The organism is Vibrio sp. NFR (assembly GCF_027587095.1).
Taxonomy (GTDB): Bacteria; Pseudomonadota; Gammaproteobacteria; order Enterobacterales; family Vibrionaceae; genus Vibrio; species Vibrio harveyi.
The window spans coordinates 207495-231192 of sequence record NZ_JAPPTN010000007.1 but is presented as its reverse complement, the minus strand read 5'-3'; the positions used below and the strand labels follow the sequence as shown (position 1 = coordinate 231192).

At 45.1% G+C, this 23698-nt stretch carries 20 protein-coding genes; 3 read left to right on the top strand and 17 right to left on the bottom strand.

What is annotated here, in order from left to right; genetic code table 11:
• Positions 1–2: 2 nt before the first annotated feature.
• The 14 genes from OH463_RS15475 to nrfB form a co-directional block, all read right to left on the bottom strand.
• The gene (locus tag OH463_RS15475) at positions 3–551 is read right to left on the bottom strand and encodes a DUF882 domain-containing protein (RefSeq protein WP_005445130.1); all 549 of its coding nucleotides are present in this window, start codon (positions 549–551) and stop codon (positions 3–5) included.
• 173 nt (positions 552–724) lie between these two features.
• Complete coding sequence (locus OH463_RS15470; RefSeq protein ID WP_005445129.1) at positions 725–2317, bottom strand: L,D-transpeptidase family protein; 1593 nt, start codon at positions 2315–2317, stop codon at positions 725–727.
• Positions 2318–2421: 104 nt separating this feature from the next.
• On the bottom strand, positions 2422–3504 hold the full coding sequence (locus OH463_RS15465) for a DUF1513 domain-containing protein (RefSeq protein ID WP_017189466.1): 1083 nt from the start codon (positions 3502–3504) through the stop codon (positions 2422–2424).
• Positions 3485–4522 carry an imelysin family protein gene (locus tag OH463_RS15460; RefSeq protein ID WP_017189465.1) on the bottom strand — a complete coding sequence of 346 codons (1038 nt, stop codon included), beginning with the start codon at positions 4520–4522 and terminating at the stop codon, positions 3485–3487. The genes OH463_RS15465 and OH463_RS15460 overlap by 20 nt, the downstream gene beginning before the upstream one ends.
• Before the next feature lie 10 nt (positions 4523–4532).
• Entirely contained in the window at positions 4533–5915 is a 1383-nt protein-coding gene (locus OH463_RS15455; protein WP_269991549.1) for a di-heme oxidoreductase family protein, read from the bottom strand.
• A 92-nt stretch (positions 5916–6007) separates the two neighbouring features.
• Entirely contained in the window at positions 6008–7270 is a 1263-nt protein-coding gene (locus tag OH463_RS15450) for an imelysin family protein (protein WP_005445123.1), read from the bottom strand.
• Positions 7271–7445: 175 nt separating this feature from the next.
• Positions 7446–8042 carry a GTP cyclohydrolase II gene (locus OH463_RS15445; protein ID WP_005445121.1) on the bottom strand — a complete coding sequence of 199 codons (597 nt, stop codon included), beginning with the start codon at positions 8040–8042 and terminating at the stop codon, positions 7446–7448.
• 279 nt (positions 8043–8321) lie between these two features.
• Positions 8322–8498 (bottom strand): hypothetical protein, encoded by a 177-nt coding sequence (locus OH463_RS15440; protein WP_005445119.1) that lies wholly within the window; start codon positions 8496–8498, stop codon positions 8322–8324.
• A 145-nt stretch (positions 8499–8643) separates the two neighbouring features.
• Positions 8644–9054, bottom strand: coding sequence for a heme lyase NrfEFG subunit NrfF (gene nrfF, locus OH463_RS15435; RefSeq protein ID WP_005445117.1), 411 nt, complete (start codon positions 9052–9054; stop codon positions 8644–8646).
• Positions 9041–9574, bottom strand: coding sequence for a DsbE family thiol:disulfide interchange protein (locus tag OH463_RS15430; RefSeq protein ID WP_005445115.1), 534 nt, complete (start codon positions 9572–9574; stop codon positions 9041–9043). The genes nrfF and OH463_RS15430 overlap by 14 nt, the downstream gene beginning before the upstream one ends.
• Positions 9552–11459, bottom strand: a complete 1908-nt coding sequence (locus tag OH463_RS15425) for a heme lyase CcmF/NrfE family subunit (RefSeq protein WP_050926422.1) — start codon at positions 11457–11459, stop codon at positions 9552–9554. Before OH463_RS15425 ends, OH463_RS15430 begins: the two co-directional genes overlap by 23 nt.
• Positions 11460–11469: 10 nt before the next feature.
• A complete protein-coding gene (nrfD, locus tag OH463_RS15420; protein WP_053050226.1) occupies positions 11470–12441 on the bottom strand; it encodes a cytochrome c nitrite reductase subunit NrfD in 972 nt (323 codons plus the stop codon).
• On the bottom strand, positions 12438–13124 hold the full coding sequence (nrfC, locus tag OH463_RS15415) for a cytochrome c nitrite reductase Fe-S protein (protein ID WP_017189460.1): 687 nt from the start codon (positions 13122–13124) through the stop codon (positions 12438–12440). The genes nrfD and nrfC overlap by 4 nt, the downstream gene beginning before the upstream one ends.
• Position 13125: 1 nt before the next feature.
• Positions 13126–13728 (bottom strand): cytochrome c nitrite reductase pentaheme subunit, encoded by a 603-nt coding sequence (gene nrfB / locus OH463_RS15410; protein WP_017817906.1) that lies wholly within the window; start codon positions 13726–13728, stop codon positions 13126–13128.
• Between the two features lie 450 nt (positions 13729–14178).
• Here nrfB and nrfA point away from each other — a divergent pair, with 450 nt between their 5' ends.
• Positions 14179–15606 (top strand): ammonia-forming nitrite reductase cytochrome c552 subunit, encoded by a 1428-nt coding sequence (gene nrfA, locus OH463_RS15405; protein ID WP_005445107.1) that lies wholly within the window; start codon positions 14179–14181, stop codon positions 15604–15606.
• A 96-nt stretch (positions 15607–15702) separates the two neighbouring features.
• On the opposite strand, the gene OH463_RS15400 is transcribed toward nrfA, so the two are convergent.
• The 3 genes from OH463_RS15400 to gyrA all read right to left on the bottom strand — a co-directional run bounded on the left by OH463_RS15400 (position 15703) and on the right by gyrA (position 19856).
• Positions 15703–16257, bottom strand: a complete 555-nt coding sequence (locus OH463_RS15400) for a hypothetical protein (RefSeq protein WP_269991548.1) — start codon at positions 16255–16257, stop codon at positions 15703–15705.
• A gap of 214 nt (positions 16258–16471) precedes the next feature.
• On the bottom strand, positions 16472–17095 hold the full coding sequence (locus OH463_RS15395; protein WP_005445105.1) for a TPR domain-containing protein: 624 nt from the start codon (positions 17093–17095) through the stop codon (positions 16472–16474).
• A gap of 121 nt (positions 17096–17216) precedes the next feature.
• On the bottom strand, positions 17217–19856 hold the full coding sequence (gene gyrA / locus OH463_RS15390) for a DNA gyrase subunit A (RefSeq protein WP_005445103.1): 2640 nt from the start codon (positions 19854–19856) through the stop codon (positions 17217–17219).
• Between the two features lie 309 nt (positions 19857–20165).
• Between gyrA and ubiG the strand changes: the two genes are divergently transcribed.
• Together ubiG and nrdA are read left to right on the top strand one after the other, a co-directional pair.
• Positions 20166–20873, top strand: a complete 708-nt coding sequence (gene ubiG / locus OH463_RS15385; RefSeq protein WP_050933011.1) for a bifunctional 2-polyprenyl-6-hydroxyphenol methylase/3-demethylubiquinol 3-O-methyltransferase UbiG — start codon at positions 20166–20168, stop codon at positions 20871–20873.
• Positions 20874–21362: 489 nt separating this feature from the next.
• Positions 21363–23645, top strand: coding sequence for a class 1a ribonucleoside-diphosphate reductase subunit alpha (gene nrdA, locus OH463_RS15380; RefSeq protein WP_005445098.1), 2283 nt, complete (start codon positions 21363–21365; stop codon positions 23643–23645).
• Positions 23646–23698 lie beyond the last annotated feature (53 nt).

The window sequence follows — 23698 nt, the reverse complement described above, 5'->3', positions numbered from 1 at the left end:
CATTACCAAGAACGTACTGCGCCGGTATCGATATGTACAAAGTTACTGCGTGGGTAATAGCCAACACCACCCGCTTTTAAACTTAATGCGGCATCACGCACGGTCGAAAGCTTGACGCCATCTAAGCGAAAATCGATCGCTTTGCCTTCCATGTGCATGCTTTTCTTTGCCACGCCAGAAGAGTTGTTGCGTAGCGATGCATTCGTTAGAGGCGAACGGTACCCTGAAATCACAATTACCTCTGCATCGGTACCTATCAGTGCTTGGATCTGACTGATTTGATCAAATAAGCGGCGGTCCATTGGATGGATTTCGTTGCGACGATGGTCACGACAAAACTTATCAAGCCGTTTAAGTTCCTCGTCCACATAAGTACTACCGTTGAAGTAGCATGACTCCAAAAGCTCACCAGTATTGAGATTATTCATCGCAAGCACACGAGGTTCATCAGGCAATGAAGCCCAAGACAAACTTGGCATCGCCGAGGCGACCACAACACCACCAGCGGTCATTTTAAGAAAATCACGACGGGAAAAATTACGACTTACCATGACAAATATACTGCTCAATTACTGTACGAGCAGCGGACATTACCGAAACCTATTTAACGCGTCAAATGCATAAACCGGTCCGGCTTGTCGCTTTTAGGCTGGATTTTTTGCTTACTTATTGAACAAAAAACAGATTTTCTTAATTGTAAATTTTCTTAAATTAAGTGTGCCCTTTACCCTTGGTCGTCGTATTGATAAATATCGTCACGGTAGTAGAGCGTGCCTTCTTCTAACCACGCGGTTTGATAAATGATGTGCACTTGAATTCGCTCACTCAAAGGCACTGAGGTGTTGGAGCGACGTCCACTTTGACGTTTTTTCGCTAACCGTTCTTCAAGACCTTGCGTTTTAAAGAGCAACTCAGCAAGTTGATCAGCATGCTCAACGCGAACACACCCTGAACTGAATGCTCTCCGATCTTGATCGAACAAGTTTTTGCTTGGAGTATCGTGTAGATAGATTGCTTGTGGATTCGGCATATTAAACTTGTACAACCCCAAAGCATTGTGCGAACCCGATGACTGTCTCATCCGGTAAGGAAAGCTTCTTGGGTTGACCGTTGCCCAGTTAATTGTGGTTGGGTCAATGATCTCTTGCGAGGTCCATGATCGGATGATCTGGATATTATGCTCGATCAGATACATGGGATTACGCTTCACCTTAGGGATGATGTCCTTAACCATGATCTTCCAAGGAACATTCCAAGTTGGGTTTAAGATAACGGAATCGAGCGTGCCCGTCATGATTGGGGTCTTGCGTGATGCTCTCCCTACCACTACCTTGGATTCAAACAGTGCTTGTCCTTGATGCCAGTAGGTCACTTCGTAGCCGGGGACATTGACAAACACCACGTTATCACGCTCTTTTGCCCAAATCCGCGAGCGCTCTGCGTTAAGTGCTAGAGAGTGCAATCGTTGCTCAGGAGAGAAGTTGATCCAGCGAATCGTATTGGGGCCGATGATACCGTCTTGCTTCAAGCCATGAATACGTTGAAACTCCATCACCGCCAGTTCTAGGTTTTCATCATAACGTGTGGTCTCTGTGTCTAAATGACCGACTTCAACGCCCACGATTTGCATCCGCGCTATCAGGCTCGATTTATCAAATAGCTCGTCTCCGACTCTCGCCAATCTCTGCTCTTGCTGATACAAAGGGAACTCAAACTGCGCGTAAGTCGATAATGAAGCAAAGGCGGTATTAAATGATGCATCCATTTGTAGGGGGGAGCGAAGTTCGGCAAGAAACTGGTCAAGTTTGCCTACCGTGATTTCATTACTCAACAACGACAGCGTTTCGATACTTGGCGCAGGCAGTTTGACGTGAACTTTATTTGCAAATAGCCAATTGATGCCTTCTTGTGGAACTTGTTCAAGGTAGGACAAATACATGAGGAGTGAATCACTCATCACCAGATCAAAGTCAAGCTCATCACCTTGTTCGCGTACTTGTTCAATACGTCGCAGTTGGTCATCAAATTCAGAGGTCACATCCGCCAATGCCACCAGCTCAATTTGAAAGATGAGTTGATCAACATCAGTTTCATTTTCCCAGTTGAGACGGTAGTTGGTGCTTTGGTAAAGCTGATCGATGACATCTGGATAGTGGATCATCTTCTCCACAGACAACTGCTCAACCGCGCCCTCTTGCTCTGTTTGTGCAGATGCATCGGGAGAAACCACGGTTGAAAAGCTGCAAAACGGCACCAAAAGTGCCGTTATCATTATGAGTCTAGCAATCACTGAAACGATCCCTTCGTTACGTGCCATAAAAAAAGTATGGCAAATATCTCACGGGTTGCCGCTTTAAAATTAAGAATCTGCAAACGAAAATGCCAACAAGATTCTCAATAAGATGTTACTTAATGATCTTTCTAGACAATTCTCGCCCAATGGTTATCCCATTGAACGCCGCTAGCAAAAGTATTCTTTGACTCTGTAGGTCTTTGTTCGACCACTCTCCCTGCGCCAGAGCTGACGCGAAACTCATCACCGTAAGTGACGACACCAGAAGCATCTGGTAGTGCATTCAATTCAACCAACTGCCCGGTGGATTTCGACCAAATACCGTAACAACTTCCCGGAGGTGATGTTGCTAATATCCAATCTTCTGTCGCAGCAATGCTTGCCACATAATGATTAAAACGCGCCCACTGCTCCGGTTCAGCTTGCAAATCTTGCATTTCACCACCACGCGTATGCATGGCGATCAAAGCTGGGTATTCATCCGGCTCACCACGATATTGCTGACCGCAAAGCACTGTCTCAACACCATCATGTGCAAGGTGACGAATACTCAGCTTATGATCGGGTAAAAACACTTGGTCTAATAATTCTCCTTCTTGCGAAAGATAGCTCAGACTTGGCGTCATGGTATTTAGATTAAGCGGCTCACGTCCATTCGTGTGGACGCCACCAACACCAATGGCTAAAGCACCGTCAGGCATCATGATGACTTCATGAGGTCCGAGACCAAATCCGCTCAATTCATCAATTTTTTGATACTGCCTTTGCGCATCATAAACTCCGATGATCCCTCGGCTTGTTCCCCTTTCCCCCTCAGTGGCAAATAAGTAATGACCATCATGGGAGTAAACACCATGCCCATAGAAATGGCGGTCCGCTTTTGCTAACTCCAGTTTGACCATTTGCTCCGAACGATAGTCAAACACCATAAAAAAGGTGCCGGGACGACGACCAAAGACAACCGCATGACCTTGCGGGTTGGTCGCCACGCCATGACCCCGTTCAGGGATTGGCAGCGAAGACAGCGGCATGCCATGTTCATCGGCAACTACGGCAGCGTATTTGTCGCGTCCAATGATAGAGCAGCCAATCAAAGCAGGCTCGCGTGTGTTTGTTGAAGTGCAACCGAACGGCATAACAGGGGCAGCCGCTCCAAACAAAGCGGCTTTCAGTAAGGTTCGGCGAGTTTGATCAGTCACCATCGGTTGCATTGAATCCTATAACGACACCAAGTTCGATAGCCACCTCTTCGTGGATCAGATACTTCAGTTGCTCAAGCTTGTTGTATTGTGCGAGAACCATTCGATAACCGTCTTTGGTTTGCAGCGCGGCAAACAAACTTTTATCTTCAGGCCACGTATCCAACGCCATATCAAATTGATGAACAACACGATCAGCTAATTCACTATGCCCCTGCTCACGAAGCAATGCATCTAAACCAGAGCCGTTAGCAAGATAGAGAGCCTGTAACGCTTCAAGGTTAGCCTTCAAGTTAGACAATGAAGTTTGTGAACGCCATGATTCTGAGAAATAAGGACGCGGTTTGCCTATTTTGGCCAATGGACGGCTCAGCTTCTTCATGCTGTATTCTAATTGATTAGACAGCAACGAAATGTACTCAGACTCCCACTCTGTCATGTCTAATGACTTCCATGGGTTTTGTGCCCATGAATCTGCAATGATGTTTGCTTTGTTATTAAGGTTTTCTGCAATCGCAATACTGGTAGCACACGTATTGCTATTAGTAGATAAACTCGACGCCTTGTCGTAAAGCAACCATTCCAGCGCACCCAACCCTTGTACTGTTACGCTTTGAGTCGAAATATCCTCTGCGCTCCAAATTTGGTCAGACTTCGTTAAGACCGACATTTTTCGTCCAGTCGTGTTCTTCTTATCTGGCCAAAATTGCACATTCCAGCTCTGCTCTAATGCAGTCGCAGGTCCACGCTCTTGCCCTTGTAATGCCATCCACACCAACATGGTTTGATGCCATTGTTGCTTAATTTGTGCGTCACCTTTCATTTGTGAAGCACAGTATTCTGTGAGGCTCTGCTCTAACTTGGTTGTCTGAGTTACAAACGCCTGTGCCGCGTTAAACTCCACCTCGTATACGTTTTGTGAAATATGGCTTGTACTCTCGGGCTCAACAGAGCTTGACCCGTTTGTCGATTGGCAGCCAGCCAAACTTAACGTTGCGGCAATCGCACTCACTAACAAAGTTTTTTTCATGGTTGGCTCCTTATAGAGAATTCAGGAATGCGATCAATGCGTCGCGTTCTTTCTTGTTGAGCGCTAAAACGTTTTGCTTAGCCGTTTCTGCCTCGCCGCCGTGCCACAATACGGCTTCCATTAAGTTACGTGCACGACCATCATGTAAGAAGTAAGTATGACCATTTACCTCTTCGGTATAACCAATCCCCCATAACGGCGCGGTTCGCCATTCACGGCCATTCGCTAGGTACTCAGGACGGTTATCTGCCAAGCCATCACCCATGTCATGCAGAAGCATATCGGTATAAGGGTGAATAAGTTGCTCAGAAAGAGCCGGTAATTCCGGTCGCTTAGCGGTTTTTACGCTCGTCTTGTGGCAACTTTCGCAGCCAGAAGACGCAAAAATCTGCTGACCAAGCTGAACCTCGGGATCATTGATATTTCGACGTGCCGGTACTGCGAGGTGTTGACTGTAGAACTCAACAAAATCGAGGATATTTTTACTCACCTCTGGTTTGCCGCCATTAGGCATGTCATCACAAATCGTCTGCTTAGAAGTGCAGTTTTCGTTCGGGAACAAATGACTAGTTAGACCCACATCGCCGTTAAATGCAGCGGCGTTTTGTTGCATGAGCGTCGGTTGCCCTGCTTTCCAGCCAAATCGACCAATTGAGAAATCGTCTTTTTCGATGTCCCACACTTTATTCACTTTGCCAGAAATACCATCTTTGTTTGTATCTTGCTCGTCAGCCCAAGCCAGCAACGTTTTATCAGGAATGCTCTCCAGCAAACCAAGACCGATCATTGGCGGAGCAACACGCGCAGAGAACTCTGTATCAGGGTGCATCGCCCCATAACCTAAATCCGTAATTTGCAGCACTGGCTTTCTGAGTACGACCTTGGTGCCATCTTTAAAAGTAACTGGCACGTCGGTGTAACTGATATTGATCTTGCCTTCCGGCGTTTGATCTTGCAGTGCAAAATCTTGTAGCTGCCCACCGTAAGTTGGCTCAGGGATACCGCCATCTTTGATGTACGCTTTTTTCTGCTCCGGAGTCATTGCTGGAATACTGAGGCGCACTAGCATAGAGACCGCATGCAAATCGTCTTTTTCCGGCGGATGACCACGCCCATCTTTGATATGGCAGTTTTGGCAACCATTCGTGTTAAACAAAGGTCCCAGTCCATCGCGAGCGTCTGTTGATGCAGGCGCTTGTACCCAAGGGTTACGGAAGAAACTGTTGCCGACACTAAAGTCCAGCCGTTTGCTCATCGGCAGGTTGGCAGCAGGAAGAGAATACGCGTTAGCGCCGTCTTTTTTGACGCTGGCTTTGCCACCAGACTTAACATCATAAGCCATGGCAGAAGAAGAAAGGAGCGCGACTAGCGCAGAATATAGGTATGGCTTCATATCATTGCTCTACTAATACGACAGGTGTGATAACAACGAGCTCAAACGGCAAAAGGGCTCACAAAGAGCCCTTATTTATTATGGTTTTCTTATTAAAACTCGTGATCAGCAGTATCAGGGCTTAAGCTGTCGATACCGACGATGTTCGCCGCTCGCTCAATCGCACCTGTTTGAGCTACCAATGACATAATCGTGTCATTGACTAACGCATTGCCTTGCGTATTACCAGCTGCGATCAACTGGTCAAAGTGTTGGTTATTCTTCTCTGCAGAAGTAACCAGCTCGCCCACTTGGCTACGTGTTGTATCAAACTGCTTTTGGATCTCTTTTGCCGCTTGTTTGTCTTTTTGAGCGACTAAATCCGCAATACTTGGACCAGACAGTTCTTTTCCGTCAACACCTTTGTACGTACCTGTGTAAACGTTGTAGATGCCTTGCTCATTGTAGTAATGAGAGTTATGCGTGTTGTCTGAGAAACAATCGTGCTCATCTTCAGTAGAGTTTGCCTCTAGCGCTACTTTCATACGTTCGCCCGCTAGTTCACCTAGAGACAGAGAGCCCATGCCGAACAACATCTTACGAAGACCATTATCCGCAGATTCGCTTAGAAGCTCTTCACGGTAATTACCTTTTACTTCCGAAGACCACTGCTTCTCCATCCACTCAAGATCCTGAACCAACAGATCTGCAGCCGCTTTTAGGTACTCACCACGACGGTCACAATGATCATTCGTACATTCAGAACCAACCACAAAGTCAGTATAAGCACGCTGACCCGCACCCGCATTTGTGCCATTTAGATCTTGGCCCCAAAGTAGGAATTCAATCGCGTGGTAACCAGAAGCAACGTTTGCTTCAGAGCCACCCACTTCGTTTAGATCCGCTAGCAACTCTGGTGTAATTTTTGAAACGTCTAGCTTAGACGCACCAATTTGTAGGCTTGTGTTTGCGATGATATTTGCTGCAGCACCTTCGTTACCAAGCTCATATTGGTAATCAGAAGCGACATAGTCAATCAGACCTTCATCGAGCGGCCATGCGTTAAGCTGACCTTCCCAATCATCGACGATTGCGTTACCAAAACGGAAAACTTCAGACTGTTGGTATGGTACGCGAGCGTCAAGCCAAGCTTGTTTAACTTCTTCAAGCTTTTTCGCTGATGGGGATTCAAGAAACTCATCGATTTTTACGTCGAGTGTTTTCGCTGTAGTCACAGAATCAGCGAACACGGCGTGTGCCACGTCAGCATAATGTTCGACCACTTGTTGTTTAGTTACTGTCGCAGCAACCGTAGAACCACTGGCAATGAGGAGTGATGCAGCAATAGATTGGACTAATACTGTTTTTGCATTCATCTGAAGCATCCTTGTTGAGCATTTTAATTATCGTATTGGTAGTGCTAATTATTCTTATTTGCACTTTTGTCCCGAGATAATACAAATTTACAATTTATTTGCAACTCCAGATACAAAAAAAGCCTCATAAAAATGAGGCCTTTAACAGTCATTATTGTCAAATTTATCTTTAAGATTAAACCTTTAGGTGGTGTTTCCCGTGTGAAACCTTTGCTTTAAGATAATTTTCATTGCCATCTTTAATGTGCGCTGAAGTGTTGACAACCTCTGTAATTTCAATTCCGTATTCCGATAACTCACGGATTTTTTTAGGGTTATTAGTTACGAGACGGATTTTTCCAACCCCTAACGCCTCAAGCATTTGTGCCGCCTCGGTGAAATCGCGCAAGTCATCATCAAAGCCTAGGTGGTTGTTTGCTTCATATGTGTTCATACCCTGGCTTTGTAAACGGTACGCATCAATTTTGTTGTACAAACCGATCCCGCGACCTTCTTGGCGAAGATATAAGATAATGCCACCTGACTCACCCATTCGGTTGATGGTTTCTTCCAATTGCTCGCCACAGTCACAGCGTGAAGAGTGGAACACATCACCAGTCAGACACTCAGAGTGCATGCGCACTAAAGGCATGTCTTGTGTTTGGTCTGCTTGCTTAAAGATAATTGCTACATGCTCTTTATCCGTCTTCAGACCGCGAAAAGACAGGATTTCGGCATCAATGTTACTGTTAGCCCCGACTTTAAAATCTACTCTGGCACGTACTTCCGCCATATCTACACTCACTCGATTTATTGCTTGATGCATGTTCGTTATTGCATTCATGGGATTGTTCTCATTTGCTCTTCAACTATGGGGATTGATACCGCATTTTTCAATGTTGAGATCACAACGAGCCCTATTCTTATGTGTGACAAGCTTGGAAATCCTATCGGAATAACACCCGCTAGCCGACTTTACAATTGTTATAATATAACATTTATGACGAACTACAATAAAAAAACCCCAGACATATTTGCCTGGGGTTTAGAAAGAGTTATTAAAATCTGGCATTCAATGCGTTTGGCTTCGCTTCCATACGGCGAGCTCAATCCAGACCGCTTCGAGTTCTTGAATTTCCTCGTCGGTCAACACCGCGAGAGATGAAGTGACTTGAGGCAGTTTCGGTGACTGCAATGCACGAATCTGCGAATAAAAGTCCTTTTTTAATTGCGTTATAACTGAATCCACTGCGTACACCTATTCATTCTTTATTACTCCTCCAGCTCAATTTATATCGTTTGCTATTCGCTGGAGCATTCATAAATTCGAGAAAATGATAACATTCTGTTTGTTATGTGCACAATTTATTTTTAATAGTGGAATAACGGTCACATTAATCACGCCTTATCATTCGGATCGAATATAGGACAAAAAAGATCAAAAATAACGCCGGAAGGATCCACAGCATGGCAGTAGAATAATTAAATGGTGGTTTATATAGAACAATATTCCCATAACGAGTCACCAAATAATCTTTCACTTCTTGATCTGAATGTCCTTCATTCACCATGGTATACACTTTCAAACGCAGGTCTTTTGCAGCCTGCGCGTTTGACTCAACTAAGTTTTGGTTCTGACACTGCGGACAGCGTAATGTCTTGGCTAATCTCGTTGCACGTTGTTGCAGTTCAATAGAATGAAACTCAAACAGATCAACATTCTGCACAATTTCTTCACTCTTTAGCGAAGAAGAAAATAACGCAAACGTGACTAGCATGAGAAATAGATAATTAAATCGAAACATTCAAATAACCTGAAAATATATCGTTCCATTTATCCGAAGTTAACTCACCTCGATATTTGATCAACACCCTGCCATTTTGATCAATCAAATACGTTTCTGGTGTTCCAATAACCCCTAGCTCAACTGCAAGCCTACCATTTGGATCACTGATCACCTCTGTGTATGGATTTCGTTTAGAGCTCAAATATTCACGAGCGGCTTGATCGTTGTCTCGATAATTCAGTCCAATAATAACGACACCAAGCTCAGCAAGTTGCAATAATTCTTCATGTTCACGCTTGCATATGCCGCACCAAGATGCCCAAACATTCAGTAATTTATACTGTTCCTTTTTAAAAACTTGCTGAGTGACGTCATTACCCGAAAGTAAAGACGTGGCGGTAAATTCAGGGATGGATAAATTGCGCTGCTGAGACAATTCGACATTCGGTCTATCTGATAACGCGATAGTCGCTACAACAGCAAATGCAATCACACTCGCGACTAACCCTGCTAGTTTAAGCGTATTTCTCGGTCGCATTGAATGCCTCTTTTCTTTTCGTCATTAATGTCGTGCACATACCTAGCACCGCTAGAATGCCGCCGATCCAGATCCACCAGATCCCAGCCCGATACTGCACTTTAATCGCATAAGCATGAATATCGACTTTATCACCTAACGTCACATAGTAATCCCCATACCACCGCGAGCGAATCGCTGGTTCGGTCATATTCATCACTCGCACAGGGTAATGGCGTTTCTCTGGCGTAAAGTTGAGACGGCTACCGTCCTCAAGGCGCAGATCGATCATTCCTTGCTCGGCGGTGTAGTTTGGACCTACTCGCCACTCTATCCCATGATAGTCGATGCTAATATCAGCTCTTTGAGACGTAGTACCCGGTTCTACACGCAGATTATATTCATATGAATAGTCACTATTAAACACAGCTCCGCAACATGCTACCGCAAAGCCAATATGCGCAAACACCATTGGTAACCGCAAACGTCTATTTTCTGTTTTAAATAGCATTAAGGCATGTGACACTCCGACCCACGTTGACAATACTAGCGTGATAAGGCTTGTCAGATGAATAACGTCGACAGTAAAGATAAAAGCACACCCGACAACAAACGAGATCGCGCCTGCAGTTCCGGTTTGGGAAGCCATCGTCTGATTGATGCCTTTACTCCATTTCAGTATGGGCATTAGCGCAAGAGCAACGAGCGCTAGCAGGCTTAAAGGGAAGATAAGGCTGTTAAAATACGGTGCTCCTACTGAAATATTCCCCAACCCCAAGAGTTGATAAAGCATAGGGTAAAAGGTGCCGAGAAAGACGATTGCTGTCGTCATAACGAGCAATCCAACTGCAAAATAAACGGTGTAGGCTCGGCTGGTTAATGTGTGAAGTTGAAAACGGGCGATATGTTCGCCTTTGGTGATAAGCAAGGCAAAAGTCACAATCACTAGCAGACACAGCACGCTAAGCAGTACAAGACCTTTGGTTGGATCTACAGCAAATGCATGCACCGAAGTGAGCACACCAGAACGCACCACAAATGTGCCGAGAATACTCAAGCTGAATGTTGCAAAAGCTAACGCATAAGTGCTCCAAATTGCCCCCTTGTTTCTCGTCGCAATGACCCCACTATGAAGTAACGCACTACCAGTTAGCCAAGGAAGCAACGACGCATTTTCTACTGGGTCCCAGAACCACCAGCCACCCCATCCAAGTTCGTTATAAGCCCACCAAGACCCAACGATGATACCCAACGTGAGAGTGCCCCAAGCAAAAAGTACTGGACCACGTGCTGCGTTATACCATTCATGAATTGGTCGCGGACCTAACAGCGCCGCTAGAGCAAATGCCAAAATTGCCGCATAACCAACGTAGCCCAAATACAGCAAAGGTGGATGAATAATCAGCCCTACGTCTTGCAACATCGGATTCAAATCCCGCCCTTGTGTAGCCAACTCTTGCGCGTATTCAAATGGATTAGAAGTAAGGAGTGTAAACCACGCAAACACCGCAATCAGAATATTCATAATACCTAAACAATCAGCGGTGTATTGCCCACTAATAGGTAACTTGCGTGCTATGTAGGAAGCCCAAAGACTTAACGTGACCACCCAAAACAACATCGAGCCTTGGTGTCCTCCCCATGCGGCAGCTATTTTAAACGCCATGGGCAATTGGCTATTAGAATGAGTGACCACGTACTCTAAGGCGAAGTTGTCCTGAATAAAACTGATGATCAATAGGGTTAAACAAACTAAAGAGGCTAAGCTGATGATGTGTGACATCGCTATTTGATGGGGCAATACCACCTTCTTATTCATGGCGCGCCTCATCCAATGCAATAATGCCGTACAAGTCGATGCGACACCGACCAGTATCAATAAGAAAAATCCCAGCTCAGCCTCCATTTTTCCTCCTTTATACGATGGTCATTTGACCGGCATAGAGAATGAAGGTACGAAGCATCAAAACCCCAACCAAACTCAAAGAAGTCACCACGAACACATAGCCACCTTTGTGACGAACTTCGGCAGGCGTCAACCAATTGAGCGTCAAAGGCATTAACATGCCGATGAGGATCACGCCTCCCCAGAACCATTGTGCCCAAAAACCCGTCGATATCGCATTCCAAGCCGCGACTTCGTTCTGACCACCGCTGAAGATCAGTCCGGTAAAGAAGGTAACTAGGACAAACAACTCAAACAATACGACTGGGCGTTCAAATCCGTGTACCCATGACACACTAGGACTGCTGGTTGGTTCTTTAAATACCAAGATACCAAACATCAAACTGGCCGCAGCACCGGAAGACAAACTTGAAAATAGGAACAAGATTGGTAGCACTGGATTGTTGAGCATTGGGTAAGTCTTGAGTGCAGACAATAAGAAGCCAGTGTATGCCGCGAGTACAATCGCCAAGAAACCTAATAACAATTCTACGGCATTATTCGCTTTACCTGCTTTGATCAAGACAGTATCCGCCAAATCGAGCAATTTGCTCGGCAATTTTCCTTCACAAAAACGGATGATTTGATGACGGAAAATAGTGCCAATCCACACGAACAAAACAATCATATAGACTTGGAACAGGATGACGCCCATCGACATAACTGACGTCGGGTTGTAGTAAATCATGATCTTCCAAAACTCGAGAGGTTTGGTTAAGTGGAAAATCAAAATCACTAATCCCGAGATAATGCCAAATGGTGCTAGCCAAGCCATTGCTTTCATGATGCCATTATTCGCCGGATCACCTTCAATGACTTTGCGCTTAAGATAGAGCGCGATCATCACAGCTCCTGCCGACATGCCCGCTAAGAATAAGTAAATCGCGATGATCCAATCCCAGACTAACGAGTCAAAATGGAAAGCACTTTCAAAGCCGTTCATGATGACACCTCCCCTTTACTATGCGGAATTTTGTACAGCTTAGGTTGCGTACCCAAATGTGATTTATCGCGGTACACCACATGGCTTTCTATCGCTTTACTCACGTCACTCGTTGGATCGTTCAGATCGCCAAATATCAGCGCCTTAGTTGGGCAAGATTCAACACAAGCCGGTTGTTTACCTTGCGCTAAATTGGTATCTCTACAGAAGTTACATTTGTCCGCAGAATGGTCGACGGGATTAAAGAAACGCACTTGATAAGGACAAGCAGCAAGACAGTAACCACAACCGACACACTTTTCCTTGTGTACATCGACAATACCAGTCGCTTCATCTTTATAGGCAGCCCCTGTTGGGCATACATATACACAAGGAGGGTTATCACAATGCTGGCAGGACTCTCGAGTGAACTGATACTCCACGTCAGGAAATTCACCAATCGGTTCACCACGGTGAATTTTAAGGCGTGTCACGCCGTCAGGCACCTTATTTACTTCTCTACAGGCATCAGTACAGGCGGTACACCCAATACAAGCGTTCTCATCATGCACCATACCTAAACGTTTACCTTGTTCACTGTCGCTGGCATAAAGAGAGGAGCTCACAACAGAGGTGCCTGCAACGCCCGTGGTCAATATCAATGCGCCGCTGCCGGCTAAAAAGTTTCTTCTCGAACATTTCATGCTATCTCTCCTCTTCTTTTGCGAGCTCAGGTTTGACGGCAAATTCAGAGTGACAATCCACACACTGTTTGATCAGTTGCTTTCTGTCGTACGACAGCGCTTTAGTTTTGGCGGCGTGTACATCATGACAATTTGAACAAGTGAGATTTTTAGCATGCACATCATGTGTCCAGTGACTTTCTCTTAGCTTTGTTGGTGTATGACAATCCACACACTGGCTGTTCGCTTTGAGGATCAAGCTTGGGTCTAAGAACACTTTGTCGTGCACCGCTTTCGATTGAGCCGCTGAAAACTTGATTACATCAGGCGCGCCTTCTCGATGGTCAGGACCGATATTACTATGGCAGTTGGTGCAATTAAGCTGTTTACCCTGACTGAGTAACGCTTGAGGATCATGCGAAAGGTTCAGAGTCTCTTTGGCATCCTTGTGACATTGCAGACATTTATAGTCTCTGTCACGGATTAACTCGACTTGATGACGCTCAGATTGAGCTCCATCAATTGGCTCTGAAGAAGTCGCATGGGCGGCGATGGTAAAACCATAGATGGCAAGGATGAAGAGAAATTTCAGCATTGTCTCTATGGTCAATTTTATATTGCCCATATTTTTCTTTCCTTAGCTCGATAATAATTGATAACTATTCTCAACTATTTATTTGAGCGACAATTAATTTCCTCTGAAGATATTTTCCAAATCTTCAAATGACATCAATTCTTATTTCGGAAAGCCACAACGCTAAACCTATATTTATAATACCTCTATTATTCATAAGGGGTAGAAACACCTGTTCAAAAAGCGAACTAAATCACCCTATTTTTAAAATGGTTAAAAAGCCAACCCCTTATCAAACAAGACATTAACCACTACCCCTTTAGGGGTATATAAATCTAAATATGATTGAGATCACTGGTGTAAATTGATCTAAAACAAGACAAGTTTCGCTCACTATTTCATCTCCTTAATTAACTAATAATATTAACTTTAGATCTCCGATTCTTATTTGGAATAGCTCCTCACAACGCTGCTAATAAAAACGAATATGGAGATAACACCGTGAGCATAAAACACTGGATGAGCGCACCAATCGCGGTTGCGACCTTATTCGCCAGCCAATTATTTTTGGCCGGCGCTCCGTTGGCAGCAGAAGAGAAAGGTCTCATGGACCCTCGCAATGATGCCTTTGAGCAACAACACCCTGACCAATACCACTCATGGAAAGCCACCTCTGAGAGCGAACATATTGAAGATGCCCTAGGCGAAGATCCGAACATGGTAATCTTATGGGCAGGCTATGGATTCGCGAAAGACTACAACAAGGCACGCGGTCACTTTTACGCACTCGATGATGTTCGCCAAACTCTACGTACTGGTGCACCTAGCGATGAGAAGTCCGGTCCCATGCCAATGGCGTGTTGGAGCTGTAAAAGCCCAGATGTGGCACGTGTGATTGAAGAGCGAGGTGAAGACGGTTATTTCGAAGGGAAATGGGCACGTTTAGGCTCAGAAATCGTCAACCCGATCGGTTGTTCTGACTGTCATGACACACGCTCTGAAGAGTTTAAGAAAGGTGAGCCTGCTTTAGCATTGACCCGTCCATACGTAGAACGTGCATTCGATACAATAGGCAAAAACTTTGATCAGCAATCTCGCCTAGATAAACAAGCATCAGTATGTGCGCAATGTCACGTAGAGTACTACTTTACGGGTCCGACGAAAGCCGTCAAATTCCCATGGGACATGGGCACTACCGTTAATGACATGGAGAAATACTACGACGCGCTAAATTTCAAAGATTGGACGCATGCAGTCTCCAAGGCACCAATGTTGAAAGCACAGCACCCGGGTTACGAAACGTGGCGTGATGGTATCCATGGCAAAAACAAAGTGGTCTGCGTGGACTGTCACATGCCTAAAGTAACCAAAGAAGACGGCACAGTTTACACCGATCACAAAGTGGGTAACCCATTTGATCGTTTCGAAGACACGTGTGCGCAATGTCATACCCAAACCAAAGAACAGCTGCAAGGCATCGTTTCGACTCGCAAAGCGCAAGTACTGAACATGAAGCTCACTGCCGAGAAGCAAATCGTGGCAGCGCACTTTGAGGCAGGAGCTGCATGGAAAGCCGGGGCAACAGAAGAAGAGATGCAACCTATCCTTCAAGATATCCGCCATGCACAATGGCGTTGGGATTACGCAATTGCCTCTCATGGCGTTCATATGCACGCGCCTGAAGTGGCACTTGAAGTACTGGGTACTGCAGTCGACCGCGCAGCAGACGCCCGTACTAAGCTGGTTCGTTTACTAGCGACGAAAGGCATTACTGACCCAGTACAGATCCCTGATATTTCAACTAAGGCCAAAGCACAACAAGCTCTTGGGATGGATATGGAAAAAATGAACGCGGACAAGAAACACTTCTTAGAGACCGTGGTTCCAGATTGGGATAAAGCAGCAGCGGAGCGCGAAGCAACGTACTAATCAACTAAGATAACACCATGCAAAGTACAGGGCGCACAATGCGCCCTTTTTGTTTGATCGTAGGAAAAGACGAACTAAACCCAGCTCGCCTTATAATTAACGGCGAGGAAGTCTCGGTCTGGGCTGTATATTTGGACGTGTTTTAGGCATTTGAATGCTAGGTTTTGCTACCGGGCGTTGAACTTTTGTCTCTGGTCGCGTTTCTCTTTGTTGCACTTTTTCTTTCAATGCTTTGTCTTGCATCAACGCTGGTTCGATGCGTTCCGGACGATTCTCCCATTTAGTTTGAATCTCCTGCTTTTGTTCTTCTGGTAGCGATTGCCAGTGATCGTCAAGCTGACGTTTCATGGTGTCGATGTTGGCGGACATATCATCGTCTTTCCAATCTTCAACTTTGTCTTTGATGGATTGTTGTTGTTCTTCATCCAAACCGTTCCACCACGCTTCCAACTTCTCTTTATACTCGTCATCGTTATCACAACAACCTGGGTAGTAGTAAATCCAATAATCATCATGATCGTACCACCATGGGTCGTAGTAACCAGAAGCGTAATAAGCCGAAGATGAGGAACCGGAATGATCGGAAGAGGTACAACCCGCCAACACGGAACCGCATAGCACCACCAATATCCCTAACGCTTTATTGTTCATTCATCACCCACTTTCCTTTTACTGCTCCAGAGGCTGTTTATCTTTCGCGGTTAATTTTAGACGCCCCTTTGGGGTAGCGTTTATTGGTCACATCTACTGCGTTTTTGGCTTCTCATAAAGACGAACTGCACATCAAAACCTCTGCTTTGTGTAAAGGCCCAACAATTCGCTGCAGAAATCAGCACGAAGGGTCAACAGCCCCCTAATTATATGCTTACAACAACTCTTTCGCTTTGTTGATTGAGTTTATGATTTGTACACGATCCAAATTAGGATCATTGGAATCTAATAATAGTACCCAGGTATCAATGGCTTCTTGAAAACGAAATGACAAAAAGTGGTCATTTGCAATCAAAGACAAAGCGGCTTCATTGTGCGGCTCGAGCTGTAAGGCTTGCTCAAGTAGCAGAGTGACTTCTTCCGTCATGGATTGTTGGTGGAGGTAATATAGTGTGGTGGCTTTCGCGGCAAGTTGGGTGGCACTAACAACGTCACTAAGCTGAATAGCATAATCAAAACAAATCAATGCTCCATCAAGCTCCCCTTCAACAAGATAGCCCTGCCCTAATTGAAACCACAATGCTGCATTATTTGGGTCTTCGCGCAACTGGTCTTGGATCTCTTGCATGATATCCCGTGCATTGGTCATACGTGACATCTCGGCTTGCATTGTTGGCGGTGGCGTTTGTCGCAAGAGTAAAAAGCTTGCACTAGTAACAACCAAAACTAAAGTACAAAGCCCAAACCATTGAGCCGGTTTGACCTTTGAAGCGCTGAGCGATAACACCACGACGAATAATCCCATCAGAGTGATGGCAACGAAGAACCAAGCAGACATAATGTCCCCCACAAGCAAATATTGGTTTAGTTTACTGACTTCCTCTCAATATTGCGTTGATACAGATACAAAAAAGCCGAGCGTAATGCTCGGCTTTCAAACTTAGATGTAAAGGAAAAGATTACTCTTCTTCAGAGCCTTCTGCTGCATCATCCGCTGCTGGTGCTTCAGGCGTTTGACCTTCTGCATTTGCTTCTGTTGCTTCCGCTTCTTCGCCTTCTGGCAGTTCTACTTCTTCAACTTCATCAATACGCTGCAAACCAACCACTGACTCATCTTCAGCTGTACGGATAAGTGTTACACCTTGAGTATTACGACCAACTTGGCTAACTTCCGCAACACGTGTACGAACTAGAGTACCAGCGTCGGTGATCATCATCATCTCGTCGCCTTCTTCTACTTGTACCGCGCCAACTACTGGACCGTTACGCTCAGAAACCTTGATAGACACAACGCCCTGAGTTGCACGACCTTTCGTTGGGTATTCCGCTAGTTCAGTACGTTTACCGTAACCGTTTTGAGTAACCGTTAGGATATCGCCTTCGTTTGATGGAACGATCAAAGAAACCACTTGATCATCATCTGCTAGCTTCATACCGCGAACACCTGCCGCTGTACGACCCATTGCACGTACTTTGTCTTCGCTAAAGCGAACCACTTTACCTGCTTTAGAGAACAGCATGATATCGCTTGAACCTGTAGTGATATCAACGCCGATCAAAGAGTCATCATCACGTAGGTTAACTGCGATCAGACCGTTTGAACGTACGTTAGCAAACTGGTTCAGAGGTGTCTTCTTAACCGTACCGTCACCCGTAGCCATGAAGATAAACTTCTCTGGAGAGAACTCATCTACCGGAAGGATTGCCGTGATACGTTCACCTTCCTCAAGTGGAAGGATGTTTACGATTGGCTTACCACGTGCAGTACGAGTTGCATGAGGTAATTGGTAAACTTTCAGACGGTAAGTCTTACCACGAGTTGAGAAACACAGAATGTTATCGTGAGTATTTGCAACAAGTAGACGCTCGATGAAGTCTTCATCTTTCATCTTCGTTGCACTCTTACCTTTACCACCACGACGCTGAGCTTCGTAGTCGCTTAGGATTTGGTACTTAACATAACCTTCGTGAGACAGAGTTACTACTACGTCTTCACGAGCGATCAGCTCTTCCATGTCAATGTCATGGCTAGCTGCTGTAATTTCTGTACGACGCTCATCGCCGTAACCATCGCGAACCGCTTCAAGTTCTTCACGGATCACTTCCATCAAACGCTCAGTGCTTGCAAGGATGTGCATTAGCTCTGCAATTTCGTCCAATAGCGCTTTGTATTCATCAAGAATCTTCTCATGCTCTAGACCAGTTAGACGGTGTAGGCGAAGTTCTAGAATCGCTTGAGCTTGAGTTTCTGTTAGGTAGTACAGACCATCACGGATACCGTATTGATCTTCTAGCCATTCAGGACGTGCAGCGTCAGTACCAGCACGCTCTAGCATTGATGCTACGTTACCAAGATCCCAACCACGCGATACCAAGCCAACTTTTGCTTCAGCTGGAGTTGGTGCGTTTTTGATGAGTTCGATAACTTCGTCAATGTTCGCAAGAGCAAGAGAAAGTGCTTCAAGGATATGCGCACGTTCACGCGCTTTACGCAATTCGAAAATAGTACGACGAGTCACAACTTCACGACGGTGATCAACGAAGCACTTCAACATGTCTTTTAGGTTGAATAGCTGAGGTTGGCCGTTGTTTAGCGCAACCATGTTGATACCGAAAGTGGTTTGAAGCTGAGTTTGTGCGTAAAGGTTGTTTAGAACAACTTCACCCACTGCATCGCGCTTACATTCAATTACGATACGCATACCATCTTTATCAGACTCGTCACGTAGCGCACTAATGCCTTCTACTTTCTTATCTTTTACTAGCTCAGCGATCTTCTCGATCAAACGAGCTTTGTTCACCTGGTAAGGGATTTCAGTGACGATGATGGTTTCTTTACCATTCTTCTCCACTTCGATTTCCGCTTTTGAACGCATGTAGATTTTGCCGCGACCTGTTTTGTACGCGTCTACAATACCTTTACGACCGCTGATAAGCGCCGCAGTTGGGAAATCAGGACCAGGAATGTAATCCATTAGCTCATCAATAGTGATTTCTTCATTATTGATGTATGCAAGACAGCCATCGATCACTTCGCCAAGGTTATGTGGCGGGATGTTGGTTGCCATACCTACCGCGATACCGGAAGAACCGTTTACCAGTAGGTTAGGAATTTTAGTAGGAAGAACTGCAGGAATTTGCTCCGTACCATCGTAGTTAGGTACGTAGTCCACAGTTTCTTTGTCTAGGTCAGCCAGAAGTTCGTGGGCCATTTTCGCCATACGTACTTCGGTATAACGCATTGCCGCAGCAGAGTCGCCATCGATCGAGCCAAAGTTACCTTGACCATCGACCAGCATGTAACGAAGTGAGAACGGCTGAGCCATACGTACGATTGTGTCGTACACAGCACTATCACCGTGTGGGTGATATTTACCGATTACGTCGCCGACAACACGGGCTGATTTTTTATATGGTTTGTTCCAATCGTTGCCTAGTACGTTCATCGCGAATAAAACGCGGCGGTGTACTGGTTTTAGGCCATCACGCACATCTGGAAGAGCACGACCCACGATGACAGACATCGCGTAGTCTAGATATGAACCTCTAAGCTCATCTTCAATGTTTACGGGCGTGATCTCTTTAGCTAAATCGCTCATAGAGCCATTATCCCTCTATTATCTGATCGTAATTACGATACGTGTAAGGTGCAAAAATATAACACACAATTCATCAACGGGGCATCACTTTCCCACTCGTTTTATCAGGTTGTGAGCTTGGTTATGGGTTAAATGAAGAGAATTTGCACATTCATCCCATATCTTTATGAAAACTGACTATATTTCCACCAACATCAGTCAAAAATCTCTCCTGTAGCGATTGTGAGAAAAGAACCAGTTTTAACGTATCGTACCATTGGAGTATAATCTCGCCTTCCAAAGGACTATTAGCGAAGCGATATAACAATCATGACTAAAGCACAAAACGTCGACCCAAGTGAAATTAAGAAATTCGAAGAGATGGCTTCTCGTTGGTGGGATTTAGAAGGCGAGTTCAAGCCACTTCATCAAATTAACCCGCTTCGCTTGAACTATGTCCTAGAGAAAGCAGACGGCTTATTTGGTAAAAAAGTGCTCGATGTTGGCTGTGGTGGTGGCATCCTAGCTGAGAGCATGGCTAAAGAAGGTGCAGTAGTTACTGGTTTGGATATGGGTAAAGAGCCTCTTGAGGTCGCTCGCCTGCATGCACTTGAGACTGGCACTAAGTTGACTTACATCCAAAGCACGATTGAAGACCACGCAGCAGAAAATGCAGGAATCTATGACGTTGTCACTTGTATGGAAATGCTTGAACACGTTCCAGATCCACTTTCAGTGATTCGTTCTTGTGCTGCATTGGTCAAACCTGGCGGTCACGTTTTCTTCTCTACCTTGAACCGTAATATCAAATCTTACCTATTTGCCATTGTGGGTGCAGAGAAGTTGCTTAAGATTGTGCCAGAAGGTACACACGATCATGAGAAGTTCATCAAACCTGGTGAAATGATGAAGATGATTGACCAGACAGACCTTACCGAGATGGGTATCACAGGCTTACATTACAACCCACTCAACGATAGCTACAAACTTGGTCGTAATGTGGATGTAAACTACATCGTTCATACTACAAGATATTGATGGTTCGATTGACGCTTAAGCAAAAAACGAGCATCAAGATTGAGAAAAAGCGGTAGCATAGATGCGCCGCTTTTTTTGTCAATTTCTGTCGAAAAAAAGTGCTCTAGATTCCATTTTGACCAAACTATTTTTAACAAACAAAAACTGTCAAAGATCAAGGAAAATATTTTTACATGCGGTTATTTATGAACCGATTTAAAAAACGTATTTTTCCCCATTCAAGTCAGCCCTTTTCTCATCGGTTAGTGTTCACTTACTGTTTTTTTTTATTTTGTTAGTTATCCACAAGTCATCCCAAACCTGTGCCTTGAAAAATTGGGGTAACAGCACTATCTTGTAACTCGCAAACAAATGAACCCCTATATCTTGTGTTTCGACTACAATATATAGATAGACTTTGATCACAAAGCCGCCGCAAATTTTACAAGTTTTGCACATAAACAAACAAAAATACGGCTTTTATCAGTTTTCTTAGGGAAATAAAGCAGAATGAACCAACAACTTACCGTCACTAAACGTGATGGCCGCAAAGAAACTATCGATCTGGAGAAAATCCATCGCGTTATTACTTGGGCTGCAGAAGGCCTGAACAACGTATCGGTATCACAAGTAGAACTACGTGCTCACATCCAGTTTTACGACGGCATTACGACGACAGATATCCACGAGACTATCATCAAGTCTGCTGCAGATTTGATTTCAGAAGAAACACCGGATTACCAATACCTAGCTGCTCGCCTAGCGGTATTCCACCTACGTAAGAAAGCATACGGTCAATATGAGCCGCCAACGCTTTACAACCACGTAGCTCGTCTTGTTGATATGGGTAAGTACGACCAACACATCCTAGAAGACTACACAAAAGCTGAATTGGACGAGCTTGATGCTTACATCGATCACAAGCGCGACCTTGATTTCTCTTACGCTGCTGTAAAACAACTAGAAGGTAAGTACTTCGTTCAAAACCGTGTATCGGGTGAAATCTACGAAAGTGCTCAGTTCCTTTACATTCTAGTGTCTGCTTGCTTGTTCGCTAACTACCCGAAAGAAACGCGTCTTGACTACATCAAACGTTTCTACGATGCGACATCGACATTTAAGATTTCTCTACCTACACCAATCATGTCTGGTGTACGTACCCCTACTCGTCAGTTCAGCTCATGTGTGCTGATCGAGTGTGGTGATAGCCTAGATTCTATCAACGCAACAGCAAGTTCAATCGTACGTTACGTTTCTCAACGTGCTGGTATCGGTATCAACGCTGGTCGTATCCGTGCACTAGGTTCTGAGATCCGTGGTGGTGAAGCATTCCATACAGGTTGTATCCCGTTCTACAAATACTTCCAAACAGCAGTTAAGTGCTGTTCTCAAGGTGGTGTTCGTGGTGGTGCAGCAACTGTGTTCTACCCACTATGGCACGGTGAAGCGCGCTCGCTAATGGTTCTTAAGAACAACCGTGGTGTTGAAGAGAACCGTGTTCGTCACATGGACTACGGTGTTCAGTTGAACAAACTGATGTATCAACGCCTAGTGGAAGGTGGCAACATCACGCTATTCTCACCATCTGACGTACCAGGTCTGTACGACGCATTCTTTGAAAATCAAGAAGAATTCGAGCGTCTATACGTGAAATACGAAAACGATCCTTCAATCAAAAAAGAGACCGTTAAAGCGATTGAAATGTTCACTCTTCTAATGCAAGAGCGCGCATCAACTGGTCGTATTTACATTCAGAACGTAGACCACTGTAATACGCACAGCCCGTTCGATTCAGAAGTAGCACCAGTTCGTCAATCAAACCTATGTTTGGAAATCGCGCTGCCAACCAAGCCACTAACTAACGTTGAAGATGACTCGGGCGAAATCGCGCTATGTACACTGTCTGCGTTTAACCTTGGTGCAATCAAGTCTCTGGATGACTTCGAAGAACTGTCTGAGCTTGTTGTTCGTGCGCTAGATGCACTGCTTGATTATCAAGATTACCCACTACCAGCTGCATACAAATCGACAATGAACCGTCGTACGCTGGGTGTTGGTGTTATCAACTTCGCATACTACCTAGCGAAGAATGGCGTTAAGTACTCTGACGGCAGCGCAAACGGTCTAACTCACCGTACATTTGAAGCGATTCAATACTACCTATTGAAAGCCTCTGTTGCGCTTGCGAAAGAGCAAGGTAAGTGTCCTTCGTTTAACGAAACGAACTACGCGAAAGGTCTACTGCCTATCGACACTTACAAGAAAGACGTTGACCTAATTTGTGACGAAGAGCTGCACTACGATTGGGACAGCCTACGTCAAGAAATCATGGAACACGGTCTGCGTAACTCAACACTGACTGCGCTAATGCCTTCTGAGACATCTTCTCAGATCTCTAACGCAACAAACGGTATTGAGCCGCCACGTGGTTTCGTGTCTGTTAAAGCGTCGAAAGACGGTATCTTGAAACAAGTTGTGCCAGATTTCGCTGAGCTTAAAGACAACTATGAACTGCTTTGGAACATCGGTTCTAACGACGGTTACCTACACCTTGTGGGCATTATGCAGAAGTTCGTTGACCAAGCGATCTCTGCGAACACAAACTACGATCCTTCTGGTTATGAGAGCGGTAAGGTGCCAATGAAGAAACTTCTTCAAGACCTTCTGACTGCTTACAAGTTTGGTGTGAAGACGCTTTACTACCATAACACTCGTGACGGTGCGAAAGACGACCAGAAAGACGCAGTTCAACCACAAGATGACGATTGTGCAGGCGGCGGTTGTAAGATTTAATCTCCCCCACTTAAACAATTCGTAGTAACAAACAATCGAACGCCTCCCCGCTT

Bases quoted from the DNA above. Each gene is read 5' to 3' on its own strand.
- OH463_RS15475 (WP_005445130.1), bottom strand. From the start codon at position 551: ATGGTAAGTCGTAATTTTTCCCGTCGTGATTTTCTTAAAATGACCGCT.
- OH463_RS15470 (WP_005445129.1), bottom strand. From the start codon at position 2,317: ATGGCACGTAACGAAGGGATCGTTTCAGTGATTGCTAGACTCATAATG.
- OH463_RS15465 (WP_017189466.1), bottom strand. From the start codon at position 3,504: ATGCAACCGATGGTGACTGATCAAACTCGCCGAACCTTACTGAAAGCC.
- OH463_RS15460 (WP_017189465.1), bottom strand. From the start codon at position 4,522: ATGAAAAAAACTTTGTTAGTGAGTGCGATTGCCGCAACGTTAAGTTTG.
- OH463_RS15455 (WP_269991549.1), bottom strand. From the start codon at position 5,915: ATGAAGCCATACCTATATTCTGCGCTAGTCGCGCTCCTTTCTTCTTCT.
- OH463_RS15450 (WP_005445123.1), bottom strand. From the start codon at position 7,270: ATGAATGCAAAAACAGTATTAGTCCAATCTATTGCTGCATCACTCCTC.
- OH463_RS15445 (WP_005445121.1), bottom strand. From the start codon at position 8,042: ATGGCGGAAGTACGTGCCAGAGTAGATTTTAAAGTCGGGGCTAACAGT.
- nrfF (WP_005445117.1), bottom strand. From the start codon at position 9,054: ATGTTTCGATTTAATTATCTATTTCTCATGCTAGTCACGTTTGCGTTA.
- OH463_RS15430 (WP_005445115.1), bottom strand. From the start codon at position 9,574: ATGCGACCGAGAAATACGCTTAAACTAGCAGGGTTAGTCGCGAGTGTG.
- OH463_RS15425 (WP_050926422.1), bottom strand. From the start codon at position 11,459: ATGGAGGCTGAGCTGGGATTTTTCTTATTGATACTGGTCGGTGTCGCA.
- nrfD (WP_053050226.1), bottom strand. From the start codon at position 12,441: ATGAACGGCTTTGAAAGTGCTTTCCATTTTGACTCGTTAGTCTGGGAT.
- nrfC (WP_017189460.1), bottom strand. From the start codon at position 13,124: ATGAAATGTTCGAGAAGAAACTTTTTAGCCGGCAGCGGCGCATTGATA.
- nrfB (WP_017817906.1), bottom strand. From the start codon at position 13,728: ATGGGCAATATAAAATTGACCATAGAGACAATGCTGAAATTTCTCTTC.
- OH463_RS15400 (WP_269991548.1), bottom strand. From the start codon at position 16,257: ATGAACAATAAAGCGTTAGGGATATTGGTGGTGCTATGCGGTTCCGTG.
- OH463_RS15395 (WP_005445105.1), bottom strand. From the start codon at position 17,095: ATGTCTGCTTGGTTCTTCGTTGCCATCACTCTGATGGGATTATTCGTC.
- gyrA (WP_005445103.1), bottom strand. From the start codon at position 19,856: ATGAGCGATTTAGCTAAAGAGATCACGCCCGTAAACATTGAAGATGAG.
- ubiG (WP_050933011.1), top strand. From the start codon at position 20,166: ATGACTAAAGCACAAAACGTCGACCCAAGTGAAATTAAGAAATTCGAA.
- nrdA (WP_005445098.1), top strand. From the start codon at position 21,363: ATGAACCAACAACTTACCGTCACTAAACGTGATGGCCGCAAAGAAACT.